We start from the raw sequence: 15,699 nt of genomic DNA on the forward strand, positions 1-15,699 counted from the left end.
GCCCCCAACATCAACGTCAATGCCGTCGGCCCAACAGCCAGCTTCACACCAACTCCCCTGGTCGGCGCCTGCAAAAACAGCCCCGTCGCGCTGACAAGCACGTCTGTTTCCGGCCCCGCCCCCGCCATAACAAACTCCACCTGGACCTTTGGCGACGGTCAAACCGCATCGGGCCCCGACGCCAGCCATTCCTACACCGATACCGGCTTTTTCCATATCTCGCTCCAGGTCACGGATACCTACGGATGTACCGACACCTATGTCTCGCCCGACTCCATCCAGATCACCTCACCCATCGCAAAATTCGCCGGCCCCGACAGCTTCTACTGCCCAGGTGTACCCCTCCATTTCATCGACTCATCCCAGGGATACAACATCCTCGAAGCCTGGTCCTATGGCGACGGTAGTGCCACCGACTCGGCCGTACACACCTACGTCACCGCCGGTCAGATCTATACCGCCAAACTCACCGTCACGGACAAATACAGCTGCACCGCCACATTCACAAAACCCGTCACCATCCAGAAACCCGTCGCCACCTTCGACATCGCCGACACCACAGCCATCTGTGTCCCGCTTCAAACCGAATTCACCTCGCATTCGCAATACTACGATTCCCTCTATTGGGACTTCGGCGACGGCAGCACCTCAACCCTGCCCGTCACCTCCCACTTCTATAATACCCTGGACACCTTTGTCGCCAAACTCTATGTCCAGGGCCCGGGCGGCTGCCTCGATTCCGCAAGCCGCCGCGTACTGGCTCTGGACCCCACCGCCATAACAAAATTCATCTATAGTCCACTGTACCACTGCGATTCCGTAGCCGCCACATTCTCCCTCGTCGTCCCGGGATATGTCAGTTTCGCCGTGGCCTTTGGTGACGGGCAATACGATTCCACCGGGGATACGATGCTTTCCCATTTGTACCGCAACCCCAACCACTATTCTCCCTCCATAACGATGACCGATGCCACCGGCTGTATCTTCGGCGTCGGCGGCTTCTCGCCCATCTACGTACTGGGCGCAACCCCTTTCTTCAGCCCCAATAAACATTCGTTCTGTGACAGCAGCCTCGTCACCTTCACCGACTTTACCATTTCGAACAACGGTTATGCCCGGGAGACTTATACCTTCTCGGATGGCTCGCCGGAACAAACCGAACAACCCGGAAGCGGTGTATACAATGTCTCCAACTATTTCAACAAAGCGGGCGCCTGGCCGGTGATCCTGACAGTAAGCACCGACAGTGGCTGTACCGAAAGCTACGCCGATACGATCCGCGTCTACCAGACACCGCATCCCGCAATAACCACCGCCAGCCTGCTCTGCGCCGGCCTGGTCCAATTCGACGCGGATCTCAACGCCCCGCAGGTGGACACCATCACCTGGGCCTGGAATTTTGGCAACGGCCAAACCTCCGGCGCCGAGAACCCCACCGTCCGCATGGATGCCGGTAACTATACCATCACCCTGAAAGCCTCCACATCCCTGGGCTGCGCGGACACCACCAGCAAACAGGTTACCGTAAACCCCCTCCCGGAAATAAAGGGGCCCAATCAGCTCACCACCCCCCTGGGCATCCCCGTTACCATCCCCTTCACCTACAGCAGCGATGTCACCAGCTACGTTTGGTCACCGCCAACCAACCTCGACTGCCCCACCTGCCCCAACCCCGTGGCAACCCTGCTCCTGAGTACCCAGTATGCGGTCACAGTGACGGATACCAACAATTGCAAAGCCATCGATAGCATTTTCATAAAGACGATCTGCACCACCGACAACATATTCGTACCAAACACCTTTTCACCGAACGGCGACGGGGTCAACGACGTCTTCTACCCGCGCGGAAAGAGTCTGTACAACGTCCAGTCGCTAAGCATTTTCAACCGATGGGGACAAATGGTATTCCAGCGCCGGGACTTCCCGGCCAATAGCCAGGACATGGGCTGGGATGGAAATTTCAACGGCCACCCCGCCCCGGCGGACGCCTACGTCTATATAGTGGAAGTGATTTGCGAGAACGCACAGGTCGTAGCCATCCATGGTTCGGTTACTCTTGTGCGATAGATGGTATTTGACAAAAACTAATATTAGCCCGTTTGAATCGACATAGATCATATAGCTTTCTCTTCGTTCTACTCCTCAGCGTCGCCGCCCGGGCACAGGATATCCATTTCTCCCAGTTCTATGAAACACCGCTTCTCCGCAATCCCTCCCTCGCAGGTCTCTTTACTGGTGACTATCGCGTCCAGACCGTCTTCCGCGATCAGTGGAACAGTTTCACCGACGCCTATCGCACCGGCTCCCTGAATGCCGAGGTCAAATGGCCTGTCGGTCAGACAAGCGACTATTTCACCACCGCACTGCAGGTCCTCTATGACAAGGCCGGCACCGCCGCCCTGACCACAACCGAACTCCTGCCCGCCCTCAACTACCATAAGTCCCTGAGCGACGAAAAACCCATGTTCCTCTCACTGGGATTCATGGGCGGTCTGGTGGAGAAAACCCTCGATCTCTCCAAAGTGACCACGAACAGCCAGTTTAACGGAACGGCCTACGACCCCGCGCTGCCAAATGGCGAGACCATCCTTACCCCAAATGTGCACTATCTCGATGGTAGCATCGGCATCAGCTTCAACACCAGCTTTGGCCCCGACAACGCAAACACGATGTATGCCGGGTTTGCCTATCACCATCTCAACCGCCCGAAAAATTCTTTCTATAAAAATCCCGCCATCGAGCTCGACCCCAAGATCGTTTTCTCCGGCGGCCTCAAAGTCGGGGTCAACGATTATTCCTATTTCACCCTCTACGCCGACTATTCCCGCCAGGGCCCGTCGATCGAAACCATTGGCGGGGTGCTATATACCTACAAACTGGGACCGGACCCCGACAATTATCCCTACTCGTTTACCATCGGTACAATGGCCCGCTGGAACGATGCCCTGATCCCGATCGTCAAGCTGGAGATGAATTCGTTTAACCTCGGACTCAGCTATGACATCAACGTATCCCGGCTCAACACGGTCAGCAATAGCCGGGGCGGCTTCGAACTGTCCCTCTCGTACACGGGATTACTGAACCGCGATCACGAAAGGACCACCAACGGAAAGTTCCACGATCCGAGATTTTAACCTACATTTATTCCCAAAAAACAACCATGAGCATTAGCTTACAAGTGGGTCAGCAGGCGCCTGATTTTACCCTCTTCAATTCCGAAAAACAAAAGGTCTCGCTCAGCGACTATAAAGGCAAAAACGTCCTCCTCCTCTTTTTCCCCCAGGCCTTTACCGGCACCTGCACAAAAGAGCTTTGCAGCACGCGCGACAATATCGCCCTCTACAACCAGGCCAATGCCCAGGTGTTCGGGATCAGCGTCGATTCCATCTTCACTCTCGCCCGGTACAAGGAAGACCAACAGCTCAATTTCCCCCTTCTCAGCGATTTCAATAAAAACGTCTCCACGGAGTATGGCACCCTCTACGACACCTTCGTCTTCGATATGCGGGGCGTGTCCAAAAGATCGGCGTTCGTCATCGACAAAGCCGGGATCATCAGGTACGCGGAAGTACTCGAGACCGCAAGCGATCTTCCGGATTTTGCAGCCATTCAAAAGACCCTGACAACCCTTAACTAATTAACGATCAATAAATTAACAAATGGCCGGTCGAATCCGGCCCCTTATTTTGTTGTATTATTTTGGATGCTAATTTGTATCTTTGAGAAGATATGAGTATTTTGGCACCACATGTAAAACAAGCCTGAGTATGAGGATTTTTTACATCTTTTTTTCCATTATTCTACTGATATCCACCCAGGCTAAAGGCCAGGCACGGGGTCCATTGCCCGAGCCGGAACACAAAGTCATCAAGTTTTATCCAAACCCTGCAGTCTCCTATATCATTTTCGAACTGACCAAAGATCCGAACAAAACTTTTACTCTGCAGATTTTCAGTTTTCTGGGAAGAAAAGTAAAAGATGTACAAGATATGACAGAGAAGACAACTGTCAATGTGAGCGATCTGCCGCGCGGTCTCTACACCTTCCAGCTGAAGAACGAAGAAGGAAGGGTTACCGACTCGGGTATGTTCCAGGTCAATAAGTAAATCCACCTTCCCTTCTCTCTCTTTTTAATTCCATTCTCCTTTGTTGAGCTAACCTAAACACCTGCCAGTAAACCCCTGGCTATTATATACCCTAAGCCCTGATATCATGAAACGTAACTTGCTGCACATCGATGAGATACGCTTTCTCATCATACATATCGTTCTGATAAATCATTGGAACATCAATCTGTACCTTTCACACGCCCCTTACGATCATAAGATATTCGACATCTGGTTCGATCTTACTTCTCCCTGCCTGGCCGTACTCTCCGGCTACCTCTTTTTTTACAGAACAAAAGAAGATTTTCACTATCTGCGAAAATTGAAGACCCGCTTTAACAGCCTCGTAGTCCCCTATCTATTCTGGACCCTCAGTTTCTTCGTGGTCTATATCGTTGTAAAGGACGTCTATTCCCGCATCTTTCATTCCACCTTCTGGTACGCTCCGGAAGAAAGCCTCAGTTTCAAAAATGTGGTTCACAACATTATCTACCCCCCGTTGGCCAACTTCTGGTACCTCCAAAACCTTGTATTTATCTTACCCTTCAACTTTATCATCTACTATTTGCTGAAGAACCGGTATGTATATTTCGCCTTTTTCCTGGGCGTGCTCGCCTGCTATTCTTTTAACCTCGTCGATCTGTTTTTCAACTCCCGTTTTCTCCCTTATTACCTGATGGGCTGCTTCTTTGGTTACAACGAAAAATATCTTCCCAGGATACCGATTTCCACATTGGCGACGGTCATCCTGATTCCGGTACTCACCTGGGTTGCACTGTCCTCCTCGCCATGGAATGACAATCTGTTCCCTTTCCTGGAAATCAAACTGGTGATCGTATTCATCTTCATTCTATCCGTCTACAATCTCCTGGATAGCAATCAGAATTCCATAGTATTCAAATATCTGCAGAAATATAAAGCCTTTTCATTCTTCCTGTTCGCCATCAATATGTTCCTTTTCAGTTTTGTCCAGCGGGCGTTATTGAAACTGGGTGCGGAAAGATACCTGCACTACGAAGCCTTCCTGCTGCTGTTCCTGGTGGGATCGGTAGTCGCGGTGATCGCCCTCGCCTTTGGCATCGCCTCGCTGTTAAAACGGTACTGTTCAAAATTCTTTTACACCATCACGGGAAGATAGCAGCTACAACACCTGTACGATCAGGAATTTCAGGTAGTTCGTGTTCTCCCACCCCTCGATGATGGGGTGATCGCTGGCTTGTGCCTGAAACGTCACCTGCCGCAACTTCCGGCGGGCATCCTTCGCCGCCAGCTGGATCGTCTCTAAAAAAAGCCCGGGCTGCACCAGGTTCGTACAGGAGGAGGTAACCAGAAATCCCCCTTTCCGTACCATCTTCATCCCGCGCAGGTTGATTTCCTTATATCCGGTAATAGCCTTTTGAATGGTCTCCCGGCTCTTGGTGAAGGCTGGCGGGTCAAGCATCACGACATCATATTGCCGCCCTTCCTTGCTCCATTGCTTCAGCGCATCAAAAGCATTCACCGCTTCATAATTGCACACCTCGGTAAGCCCGTTCAATTCCGCATTGCGCCGGCACTGCGCCACCGCATTCTCCGAAATATCCAATCCCAACACCGAACGCGCCCCGTAAAATCCGGCATGCGTTTCAAAACTACCCGTATAACAAAATGCGCCAAGAACATCGGCATCCTTCACGATATGCCGGATGGCACGGCGGTTGTCATGCTGATCGAGAAAATAACCCGTCTTCTGCCCGTTCTCGAGATCCACATGCATCTTCAAACCATTCTCCTGAATGATGATCTTAGGATCGAACGGCGCTGACAAAAACCCCTTCTGCTGCGGCAGCCCCTCCAGTTCCCGTACCGGCACGTCGTTGCGCTCGAAAATACCCTTGGGCTGGAAGATCCGCTGCAGGGCATCGACGATCGCCGGCTTCCACCGGTCCATTCCCAGCGCCAGCGTCTGCAATACAAAATAATCGTTGAACTTATCGATGATCAGCGCGGGCAGATAGTCGGCCTCTCCAAATACAAGCCGGCAATTCTCCGTATAACCCAACCGCTGCCGGTAGGCCCATGCCTCGGCAAGCCGATTATAAAAAAAGGCGTCATCGATGGTCTCCGACTTGTCCCGGGTCAGCAGCCGGACCGAGATCTGGGACTGAAGGTTGATATAGCCTCTACCGATGAACTTCTTATCATGCGAAAAAACCTCTACGATTGCCGCACCCGCACTGTCCCCCTCCACCGTCGCCACCTCATTCCCGAATATCCAGGGATGCCCGTTCTCCACCCGCCGGCTGATCTTCTTTTTCAAATAAACCTTTGTCATGGGCGTAAAGATAAAGAATTAGTACCCATCAGGTTAATGGCGCCCGAATACTATCTTCCTGTCAGGGTGCACATTTTTTTAGGACATTTTGTCTCTTATTGGGTCTTGGCAGGAATCTTGACAACCTTACCTTTGTGCCAATTTTATAGCTATGAATAATATCCATTTAGACAACCAGGATCGGGACGACCTGGAGGACATGAATACCGATGAAAACATCGCCGGAACCACTCATCTCGGGGAATTAAGCGCCCGCGAGGAAGAAGTGGACAGGCTAAAAGAGGAAGTACAGGAGCAAAAGGACAAATACCTTCGCCTCTTCGCTGAATTCGACAATTACCGCAAACGCAGCGCCCGTGAAAGCATCGAACTGCGGCAAACCGCCGGCAAAGAAGTCATCGTCTCCCTCCTCGACGTACTGGATGACTGTGACCGCGCTGAAAAACAATTGCAGTCCACCGAAGACCTTCCGCTCAAGGAAGGCGTACAGCTCGTTTTCTCAAAGCTCCGGTCCGTCCTGCAAAGCAAGGGCCTGAAAGCCATGCAAAGCATAAATACGGACTTCGACGTGGAAAAGCACGAGGCGATCACCGAGATTCCTGTTCAGGATAAGGCCCAAAAAGGGAAGGTGATCGACGAAGTACAAAAAGGATACTACCTCAACGATAAGATCATCCGCTTCGCAAAAGTTGTGGTAGGCAAATAAACCCCAACCCAGGTTCAACACACTATGTCAAAAAGAGATTATTACGAAGTATTGGGGGTGGCAAAAGGAGCCTCTGCCGACGAGGTCAAAAAGGCCTACCGCAAGGTGGCCATGCAGTTCCACCCCGATCGCAACCCCGGTGACAAGGCCGCTGAAGACAAATTCAAGGAAGCCGCCGAGGCATACGAGGTGCTCAGCGACGCAGACAAGCGAAGCCAGTATGATCGCTATGGACATGCCGGCCTCTCCGGCAATGGCCGTGGCTTTAGCGGTAGCGGCAATATGAACATGGATGACATCTTCAGCCAGTTTGGAGATATCTTTGGCGATGACCTCTTCGGCAGCTTCTTCGGCGGCGGCCGCAGAGGCGGCGGTGGAGGCGGCCGCGCCCGTGGGGTACGGGGCAGCAACCTGCGCGTAAAGATCAAGCTCAACTATGAAGAGATCGCCAAGGGAGTTTCAAAGAATATCAAAGTAAAGAAATACGTCGGCTGTACGACCTGCAGCGGCAGCGGCGCCAAAGACAAAAGCAGCGTCCAGACCTGCTCCACCTGTGGCGGCAGCGGCCAGGTACGCCGGGTCAGCAACACCTTCCTCGGCCAAATGCAAACCGTCACCACCTGCCCTACCTGCAACGGTGAAGGTTCCATCGTCACTGCAAAATGCACCGTCTGTAAAGGCGAAGGCCGCGTCTACGGCGAAGAGACCGTCAGCATCGACATTCCCGCCGGTGTACAGGAAGGTATGCAGCTAAGCGTCAGCGGCAGGGGTAATGCCGGCGAAAGAGGCGGCCCGCACGGCGACCTGATCATCCTGATAGAAGAAGAGCAGCACCCCGAATTACACCGCGACGGTCTCAACGTCGCGTTCGAACTGCACCTCTCCTTCCCCGATGCCGTATTCGGCATCCAGGCCGAAGTACCCACCATCGACGGAAAAGCAAAGATCAAGATCCCGCCGGGCACTCAAAGCGGTAAGATATTTCGCCTCAAAGGAAAAGGCTTCCCGGGAGTAAACTCCTACGAAAGAGGCGACCAGCTGATCCATGTCAACGTCTGGACACCCCAGCACCTGACACCGGAAGAGAGATCCACGCTGGAAAAGCTCAACGGTTCAGCCAATTTTCAGCCAAAACCGGATAAAAACGAACGCAGCTTCTTCGATAAAGTAAGGGAGATGTTTTCCTAGTCTTCATCCTTACGATGATGCTTTTCATGCCCGTAGATCCTACGGGCTTTTTCCATTAGAGTGATGAATTCCTGCTGCATGACATCGCGGGGATCGCTCGACTGTTCCGCCATCTCGATAGCTTCCTTCCAACCCGCCTGATGGGTAAAACGCGACCGCTTCAACAAACCGCCAAACAAAGCAATAGAAGAAGCAAATCGGTAACAGGGCTGCAGTTCCTTAAAAGGGACCGATTGATTCTCGCAGTTATACGTGCTGGCCCGCGGCAAGGGATCATGCGGCAGCCGGTAATTCAATTGCACCTGCGCCAGCTGGTCCTCATCCTTCACGATAATACTGTCGGGATTTGCCGGAACGATCTCAAAAAGGGCCAGCAGGGAATGCCCGCTTCCTACTTCCCCACCCTGCAACTGGCTGAGCGAATCCGACAACACCTTTTCCCGGTTGTCAAAGCCGATAAGGCGGTAGTCCCGCACCAGCGAAGAATTGAACTGGATATTCAGATACGCGTCATCCGCCACGGCATATACCGTTTGGGTAAACTCCCGCACAAGGACCTTCTCCGCTTCCCGCTCATCGTCCAGATAGGCAAAATTCCCGTTCCCCTTCTTCGCCAACACCTCCAGCTTGGAATCCTTGTAATTACCCATTCCAACCCCAAGACAGGTTAGATAGATTCCCCAGTCCTTATATTGAGCGACCAGCTTCTCCAACTCTTCCTCCGAGGTCTCCCCTTCGTTAAAATCGCCGTCCGTAGCCAGGATCACCCGGTTATTCCCCCCTCTGATCAATTGACTTTTCGCCACCCGGTACGCCGCCCGGATACCCGCCTCGCCCGGAGTTGCACCACCGGGGGCCAGATCTTCGATAGCCTCCAGGATCTTCTTCTTGTCCGCCCCCGAAGTGGGACCCAGTGACACGGCTACCGATCCGCCATAGGTCACCATCGAAACCGTGTCGATAGGTCGTAAGTTATTGACTAACAACCTAAAAGCCGATTTTAAAAGCGGCAGTTTATTGGGTAGGTCCATCGACCCCGAGATATCGATCAACAGCACCAGGTTGGCGGGCGGGATCCTGGCCGGATCGATCTTCCGGGCGCTTACCTGCAGGAATAGCAGCCGGTTCCCTGGATTCCAGGGACATACGGAGAGCTTGGACCCAAAGGCAAAACAGCTGTCCCGCGGCGGATCGGTATAACCAAAATTGAAATAGTTGAGCATTTCCTCGATCCGCACCGCATCGGGTGGTATCGTACTGCCCATATTCAGAAAACGCCGTACGTTGCTGTAGGAAGCCTTGTCGATGGTCACGGCAAAACCCGTCTCGGGAAATTTCCGGGCGGGAATAAAATCATTTTCTACGAGGGAACTATAAGTCTCGGCGCCCACCGTCCAACCCTTCCGGTCCGTGGCCCGCCAATCTTTGGTCAGCGAGAGAAGACTCTTTTGGGGGGGTGCCGCGGGCATCATCCTGCCCGACGACCGCAAATGAAGGTCCTGGTATTTCGTGGCATCCACCGCCACGACAAGCGTCTGAAAACCCTCCGCAGAAAGGGTAAGCGTATCCGATGACGCGGGTACGGGAATCCCAAAGGCACCGCTACTCCCTGAATGATACAGATACCCGCTCGAATGCAGCACGATCCGTACTTCCGGCAAGGGGCTGTTCTTCTCATCCTTCACCTCCCCGCGTAAATAGAACTGAGCATGCGCGGATAAAAGTAAAAGAGAACATGAAACCGCCAGGATTACAGGTTTCAATCGGATATTTTGAGTCAATTTAATGCGTTCTCCCTACTCTACCAACTGATAAATGGACGGAATATTGCGTCCCAGGCCATCATAATCAAGGCCGTAGCCAAGTAAGAACTTGTTTGGGACCGAAAAGCCGAGATAATCCACGGTGATCGGATACACCGTAGCCTCCGGCTTATGCAGCAAGGCAGCGATCTTTAACGACGCCGGCTGCTGATGTTCCAGTTGCGGCAGGAATTCACTAAGCGTCTTTCCGGTATCCACAATATCCTCCACGATCACCACATGCCGTCCATGCAGGTCGGTATCCAGCCCGATTGCGGTGATCACCTGCCCCGACGACTTCGTTCCCTTATATGACGCCAGTTTGATAAAGCTGATCTCCGCCTCGATGGACATCTTCTTGAACAGATCGGATGCGAACATAAACGCCCCATTCAGGATGGCAATGAACAACGGCCGCTTATCGGAATAATCCCGATTCATCGCATCCGCTATCGCTTGTATCTTCTCGTCGATAAGTTCTTTTCCCAAATAAGGCCCAAACTCTTTATCATGAACGCGTATGATGGACATAGTACAGAATGATTTTATCGCTTGTTATCTCCCGTGGCCAGCCTGGGCCGCGAAGGAGCACTCCGCTGCAAATAGATCCGTTCCCCCGCCGCCGGCCTCGAATCGGCTGAAAGCTGATTCAGCTGGAGCAGGTCCTCCAGCCGGACGCCCTCCGCCTGGCCGATATCGTATACACTCTCCCCCTCTCTTACAATATGAAATTCGATGGAGCCCACCCGCCGCTTCCGCTGCAAAAAGATCAGCTGCCCCTTTACAAGCACATCTTCCTCCTTCAGCTCATTGAATTCCATCAGCCGCGGCAACGAAAGTTCGTATTGGTTGGCAATCGCCAAAAGCGAGGTGCCCGCCTGCGCGTAGATCACCTTCGTCCGGTTGATCGTAAATTCCCCCTCGGGATACGACACCGCGGGCGCACCGTTCAATCCTCCCGCCCCCGCCGCCGGCTTGTTCTTCGTCGTCCCATCTCCGGATCCCGCCGCGCCATCGGCCACATCGGCCTGCACCGGCGTAACGGTAGGCGCACCCGGCATTGTCAGCACCACCTCCTCAGAGGGCTTCATCTTCCCCATCGCGATCAGCGTATACTGCTGCAAGTTATAATCTTTGACAAGTTTGATCAGTATCTGGGAGTATTTGATATTCGTCGCATACCCTGCCTTCCTTAACCCATAGGCCCAGCCTTCATAATCCGTGGGCTCCAGTCGAAAAAGGAAAGCATATCGCGAACTGCGACGCAGGAAATCGGAATGATCCCGGTAAGAATCGGCCGCCGTGGCATAACTGCGAAAACACTCCTGCCGGGCATCGTCATCGTGATAGACTACCTGCCCTTTCCAGTCGTCCTTGCATTTGATCCCAAAATGATTGTTGGATTGTTTCACCAGCTCGCTCGTCCCCGCCTCCGTCTCATGCAACCCCTGGGCCAGGATGATCGAAGCCGGAATACCCGAACGCTGCATCTCCGCCATCGCCAGAGCCTTGTAAGTATTGACATAGACCACCCCGTTCACGCTCATCTGCGCCGGCGCCCATTTCACCGCCGCCACCAACAACAATCCCGTTACGATACTCTTTAAATGCATCAATATTTATTTCTTCCGGATGAAAAACAGCCCATCCCGCACCGTCAGCATCACCCGCTCAACCCGGTCATCCGCCGCCACCATCTCATTAAAGGCCTGGATAGCCTTTGCGCTCTTCCCGGTTACCTCCGCTTCCAGCACCTGTCCATGAAACAGTACATTGTCCGCGATGATCAGCCCCCCACTTCTCAACCGGGGTAAAACCATTTGATAATAATCGATATATCCCGGCTTATCAGCATCTATAAATACAATATCCCACACTTCTTCCAGGGCCGGGAGGATGGCTAACGCATTTCCACGGTGCAATATTATCCGGTCGCCACGGTTTGACCGGCGGAAATATCCCGCCGCCCGATCGGCATCCTCGTCCCGCAACTCGATAGTGTGCAGTTGCCCATCCTCTGCCAATCCTGCCGCCAGACAAAGCGCGCTGTACCCCATAAAAGTACCTACCTCCAATATCCGCCGCGGACAAAGAAGTCTGCTCATCATCTCGAGCAGTTTGCCCTGCAGGGGTCCGCTCAGCATATGCGCCTCGGGATGATTGGCGGCCGTATATGCCGCAATCTCCTCCAGCAGGGGATCCAGTTTCGAAGAATAGTGTTCCGCATAAGCCTGTGCCTTGAGGTCTACAAGTTCCATACCGGTTACATTTGAAGTTGGGCAAAGATACGGCTTCCGACCTCTCTAAGCCTGCACCGGCCTCGACAGGGTCCATAAGCCCAAAAACGTCAGCAGTCCGTTGATAACCAACAATTCCAACCCGATTTGAAACCCGAACAATCGGCCTGAATACTGACTGAGGAAATAACAACACACCGGCGCCAGCAGGCAAAGTGCCGTGATCTTCCAGGTATTGGCCAGGGTCCGCCTTGTAAAGATGCCAAAGGCAAAAAGCCCAAGCAGGGGACCATAGGTATACCCGGCGAGTTCGAGGACGGTATTGACGATGGATTTATTATCCACCCATTTGAATATGAGGATACAAAGAAGGAAGACAAGCGCAAAGCTGAAATGCACGGTCATCCGGATCCGCTTCTTCCGGCCCTCGGTTAGATCGGCCCGGTCCTTCAGTCCCAGCAGATCGATGCAAAAAGAGGAGGTCAGCGCCGTAAGCGCGCCATCCGCACTGGGAAAAAGCGCCGAGATAAGCCCGATAATAAAGATGATCGATACCGCGGAAGGCAGATAATGCAGGGCAAGCGTCGGGAAGAGATCGTCCCCGATGACATTCCGGCCACCCATCAAAAGCGCATGCCCCTGGTAGACCGCACCCCGCTGCAGCGAATACAGATAGAGCAATCCTCCCAGGAACAGAAACAAAAAGCTCACCAGCACCATGATAAAACTGAAGGTCACGACATTCTTCTTGGAATCATGAACATTCTTGACGCTGATATTTTTCTGCATCATCTCCTGGTCCAGTCCCGTCATGGCGATGGCAATAAACATCCCGCCCAGTATCTGCTTGCCCCAAAATCCCTTGCTGCTCACATCACCATTAAAGACATGCGTAAGTCCCTTCGCCTCCAACGCCTGCATGGCCCCGCCAAGCGAAAGGTGCAGATTATGCAGGATATAGACCGTACACACGCAAAGTCCAAGCAACATGAACGTCGTCTGAAGGGTATCGGTATACACGATCGTCTTCACCCCACCTTCAAAGGTATAGAGCAGGATCATCAGCAGAATGACCAGGCTGGTCACCCCGAAAGGAATTCCAAGGTCCTTCAGAATAAAGATATGCAGCACATTGATCACGAGATAGAGCCTCGCCGTAGCACCCACCGTGCGGGAGATGATAAAAAACAAAGACCCGGTTCTGTATGCCACAGACCCGAATCGCGAATGCAGATAATTATAGATGGAAGTGAGATGCAGCCGGTAAAACAAGGGCAGCAGGACAAAAGCGATCACCAGATAGCCAAACCAATAGCCGATGATCACCTGAAAATAGCCAAACGCCTTATGAACATCACCGGCCCAATCGCCAACCGTCCCGGGAACGCTGACAAAGGTCACCCCCGAAAGACTTGTCCCGATCATCCCAAAAGCTACCAGCATCCAATTGGAATTGCGGTTCCCGATAAAGAACGAATCGTTATTCGAGTGACGCGACGTACGCCAGGCTACCACCAGCAACAGCAGGAAGTAACCGATGACAAAGGCAAAAAGCAAAAAAGACGACATCCTTCAAAAATAGGAAATCCTATCGATGGTGCAGGTAAAAATCAAAACCCGCCCGCAAAACCGGCAACGGATGGCCATAGACGTCGTTGTACGGGGAATTCTTATTCGAAATGGCATCGAACATCAGGGCAATATAAAACCCACTTTCCCCAACAACCCGCCGGCCATAACCAACCCCCAGCAACAAACTCGGCGCATTGGCATTAAGCTTGAAAGATTCTCCGCTGGTCATATCCTTCTCTGTGATACTCGTCCAGTTGAACTCGGGCTGCGCAGTCAGGAAAAGAAAAGGTAACACATAGGCACGGCCGAATACCCCGCCCCCATACGTGAATTGCTTGCTGCTCACATCGGGGTTATAGATAAAATTCGGATCAGCCCGGATCGAGCTGTAGTTGAAGTTCACCACCGCACCGACATCCAGCCACCGGTTCAGGGAATAGCCGATCTCCGGGTTGACCCCGACATTAAAGCTATAAGAACCAAAACCAAGCCCCAGGCTCCCGCCAAGGAAAAGATTCTGCTTCGAAAAACCAGTCTCGGGACCTTCATCGGAATAAGTGTACGTACGGTTGGGCATATGCTCCTGCGCCATACCGGCCAGGCATACCATCCATAAACAAAACGCGATTACAACCTTTCTTGTCATTATTGGTTATTGATTTTGGGCAAAAATAGCGCAATTCCCACCTTCTGACGCATCTTACGGTTTGAAAGTGGGACACAACGACTGCCGCTTATCTCCATTATATTGACTGTAAAAGCCCTGGTTCAGCAATGCAAACTCCCAGGAGCCATAGCCACCATCATAATGCTTTAGCGCCGAAGTGGTGACATCATATGTGAAGGTTAGCCTGATATTCTTATAAACAAACCCGATCATCGGGATGATCGCATCTCCCGGCCGCATATAAAGCCCGCCGATCACCTGCTGATCCCCCTCATCCTGCAGATTGAACTGGGCATTCAACCCGATCACCATCTCACTCGCACCCGCCATCTGTGTATAATAACCCATCGGATTGACGATGACCTGCTCATTGACCTTTATACTCGCATTGACAAAACCCGTATAACGGGGCGCGATCCGGCTGTCAAAACCCACCGGGTCCGTATTGAAAAAAGACTCCCGGGGCCGGTTGAAATGCTGCACCGAAAACCCGCCGTTCAGATACATCTTATTCGTAGGAAAATAGGCATAGTTCATCCCGATCTGCATATCCAGGTAGTTGTCCGAAGGATGATCGATGACGACGCTCGTCGGCAGCGTATTGTCAAAGAATTTTCCGTCGAACTGATCGGGGAACTTCAGGTTGGAAGTATTGATCCGTTTGTTCACCCACCCCGTATTAAACCCGATCGAAAGCAAACTCGCAAACCCGACCATCTGATGATAGGCCACCGAAGCATACACCGAAGTCGAGGTCAGCGTGCTCGACCCGGCATCATCCCGCAGGATAACCCCGCCAAGCCCCATCCAGCCGTTCTCGATCCGGTTCCGGAAGACCTGCGCATCCCCCCAGAGACTCATCGTCCGGTAAGGCGCAGCCATGATCGCCGACCATTGATCCCGGTAATTGGCCCCCAGCCGGTAATCGGCATCGGGAATAAAACCGGTGTTGGCAGGATTCGTTATCAGCGGGGCATTGAACCACTGTGAGAAATGCAAATCCTGGCCGTTGGCGCCCAGAATTCCCAGGGTCATGCCACAGCTTAGCACCAGTATTGTTTTCAACCCCCTCATCTGTTTCTATTAACGTAGGTTACAAGATTTTGG

At 52.6% G+C, this 15,699-nt stretch carries 15 protein-coding genes; 7 read left to right on the forward strand and 8 right to left on the reverse strand.

Annotated features, from left to right (window positions below; all coding sequences use genetic code 11):
• The 5 genes from VGM48_RS09610 to VGM48_RS09630 all read left to right on the forward strand — a co-directional run.
• Positions 1–2,067, forward strand: a 2,067-nt coding sequence (locus VGM48_RS09610) for a gliding motility-associated C-terminal domain-containing protein (protein ID WP_331578436.1), incomplete at its 5' end; no start/stop codon positions are given.
• A 32-nt stretch (positions 2,068–2,099) separates the two neighbouring features.
• The gene (locus tag VGM48_RS09615; RefSeq protein WP_331578438.1) at positions 2,100–3,134 is read left to right on the forward strand and encodes a PorP/SprF family type IX secretion system membrane protein; all 1,035 of its coding nucleotides are present in this window, start codon (positions 2,100–2,102) and stop codon (positions 3,132–3,134) included.
• 26 nt (positions 3,135–3,160) lie between these two features.
• Complete coding sequence (locus VGM48_RS09620; protein WP_331578440.1) at positions 3,161–3,637, forward strand: redoxin domain-containing protein; 477 nt, start codon at positions 3,161–3,163, stop codon at positions 3,635–3,637.
• 130 nt (positions 3,638–3,767) lie between these two features.
• On the forward strand, positions 3,768–4,106 hold the full coding sequence (locus VGM48_RS09625; protein ID WP_331578442.1) for a T9SS type A sorting domain-containing protein: 339 nt from the start codon (positions 3,768–3,770) through the stop codon (positions 4,104–4,106).
• A gap of 106 nt (positions 4,107–4,212) precedes the next feature.
• Positions 4,213–5,244, forward strand: coding sequence for an acyltransferase family protein (locus tag VGM48_RS09630; RefSeq protein ID WP_331578444.1), 1,032 nt, complete (start codon positions 4,213–4,215; stop codon positions 5,242–5,244).
• A gap of 3 nt (positions 5,245–5,247) precedes the next feature.
• Here the strand turns inward: VGM48_RS09630 and VGM48_RS09635 are convergent, their stop codons facing one another.
• Positions 5,248–6,420: a class I SAM-dependent rRNA methyltransferase gene (locus tag VGM48_RS09635; protein ID WP_331578446.1), complete on the reverse strand. Its 1,173-nt coding sequence runs from the start codon at positions 6,418–6,420 to the stop codon at positions 5,248–5,250.
• A 151-nt stretch (positions 6,421–6,571) separates the two neighbouring features.
• Between VGM48_RS09635 and VGM48_RS09640 the strand changes: the two genes are divergently transcribed.
• Positions 6,572–7,126: a nucleotide exchange factor GrpE gene (locus tag VGM48_RS09640; protein WP_331578448.1), complete on the forward strand. Its 555-nt coding sequence runs from the start codon at positions 6,572–6,574 to the stop codon at positions 7,124–7,126.
• Between the two features lie 24 nt (positions 7,127–7,150).
• Positions 7,151–8,314, forward strand: a complete 1,164-nt coding sequence (gene dnaJ, locus VGM48_RS09645) for a molecular chaperone DnaJ (protein ID WP_331578450.1) — start codon at positions 7,151–7,153, stop codon at positions 8,312–8,314.
• Here the strand turns inward: dnaJ and VGM48_RS09650 are convergent.
• The 7 genes from VGM48_RS09650 to VGM48_RS09680 are packed head-to-tail and all read right to left on the reverse strand — an operon-like array spanning position 8,311 to position 15,666.
• Positions 8,311–10,077 (reverse strand): YfbK domain-containing protein, encoded by a 1,767-nt coding sequence (locus VGM48_RS09650; protein WP_331578452.1) that lies wholly within the window; start codon positions 10,075–10,077, stop codon positions 8,311–8,313. The genes dnaJ and VGM48_RS09650 overlap by 4 nt on opposite strands.
• Before the next feature lie 33 nt (positions 10,078–10,110).
• Positions 10,111–10,647: a hypoxanthine phosphoribosyltransferase gene (hpt, locus tag VGM48_RS09655; RefSeq protein ID WP_331578454.1), complete on the reverse strand. Its 537-nt coding sequence runs from the start codon at positions 10,645–10,647 to the stop codon at positions 10,111–10,113.
• A gap of 14 nt (positions 10,648–10,661) precedes the next feature.
• Positions 10,662–11,729, reverse strand: coding sequence for a glucosaminidase domain-containing protein (locus tag VGM48_RS09660; protein WP_331578456.1), 1,068 nt, complete (start codon positions 11,727–11,729; stop codon positions 10,662–10,664).
• Positions 11,730–11,735: 6 nt separating this feature from the next.
• Positions 11,736–12,374: an O-methyltransferase gene (locus VGM48_RS09665; RefSeq protein ID WP_331578458.1), complete on the reverse strand. Its 639-nt coding sequence runs from the start codon at positions 12,372–12,374 to the stop codon at positions 11,736–11,738.
• Between the two features lie 45 nt (positions 12,375–12,419).
• Positions 12,420–13,922 carry a sodium:solute symporter gene (locus tag VGM48_RS09670; RefSeq protein ID WP_331578460.1) on the reverse strand — a complete coding sequence of 501 codons (1,503 nt, stop codon included), beginning with the start codon at positions 13,920–13,922 and terminating at the stop codon, positions 12,420–12,422.
• A gap of 19 nt (positions 13,923–13,941) precedes the next feature.
• Positions 13,942–14,571, reverse strand: a complete 630-nt coding sequence (locus tag VGM48_RS09675) for a hypothetical protein (protein ID WP_331578462.1) — start codon at positions 14,569–14,571, stop codon at positions 13,942–13,944.
• 54 nt (positions 14,572–14,625) lie between these two features.
• Positions 14,626–15,666, reverse strand: coding sequence for a PorP/SprF family type IX secretion system membrane protein (locus VGM48_RS09680; protein ID WP_331578464.1), 1,041 nt, complete (start codon positions 15,664–15,666; stop codon positions 14,626–14,628).
• Positions 15,667–15,699: the final 33 nt, after the last annotated feature.

This window comes from Puia sp. (assembly GCF_036500295.1).
Lineage (GTDB): Bacteria > Bacteroidota > Bacteroidia > Chitinophagales > Chitinophagaceae > Puia.

Excerpts from the sequence above, each read along its gene's own strand:
- VGM48_RS09620 (WP_331578440.1), top strand. The coding sequence starts at position 3,161 with ATGAGCATTAGCTTACAAGTGGGTCAGCAGGCGCCTGATTTTACCCTC.
- VGM48_RS09625 (WP_331578442.1), top strand. The coding sequence starts at position 3,768 with ATGAGGATTTTTTACATCTTTTTTTCCATTATTCTACTGATATCCACC.
- VGM48_RS09630 (WP_331578444.1), top strand. The coding sequence starts at position 4,213 with ATGAAACGTAACTTGCTGCACATCGATGAGATACGCTTTCTCATCATA.
- VGM48_RS09635 (WP_331578446.1), bottom strand. The coding sequence starts at position 6,420 with ATGACAAAGGTTTATTTGAAAAAGAAGATCAGCCGGCGGGTGGAGAAC.
- VGM48_RS09640 (WP_331578448.1), top strand. The coding sequence starts at position 6,572 with ATGAATAATATCCATTTAGACAACCAGGATCGGGACGACCTGGAGGAC.
- dnaJ (WP_331578450.1), top strand. The coding sequence starts at position 7,151 with ATGTCAAAAAGAGATTATTACGAAGTATTGGGGGTGGCAAAAGGAGCC.
- hpt (WP_331578454.1), bottom strand. The coding sequence starts at position 10,647 with ATGTCCATCATACGCGTTCATGATAAAGAGTTTGGGCCTTATTTGGGA.
- VGM48_RS09660 (WP_331578456.1), bottom strand. The coding sequence starts at position 11,729 with ATGCATTTAAAGAGTATCGTAACGGGATTGTTGTTGGTGGCGGCGGTG.
- VGM48_RS09665 (WP_331578458.1), bottom strand. The coding sequence starts at position 12,374 with ATGGAACTTGTAGACCTCAAGGCACAGGCTTATGCGGAACACTATTCT.
- VGM48_RS09670 (WP_331578460.1), bottom strand. The coding sequence starts at position 13,922 with ATGTCGTCTTTTTTGCTTTTTGCCTTTGTCATCGGTTACTTCCTGCTG.
- VGM48_RS09675 (WP_331578462.1), bottom strand. The coding sequence starts at position 14,571 with ATGACAAGAAAGGTTGTAATCGCGTTTTGTTTATGGATGGTATGCCTG.
- VGM48_RS09680 (WP_331578464.1), bottom strand. The coding sequence starts at position 15,666 with ATGAGGGGGTTGAAAACAATACTGGTGCTAAGCTGTGGCATGACCCTG.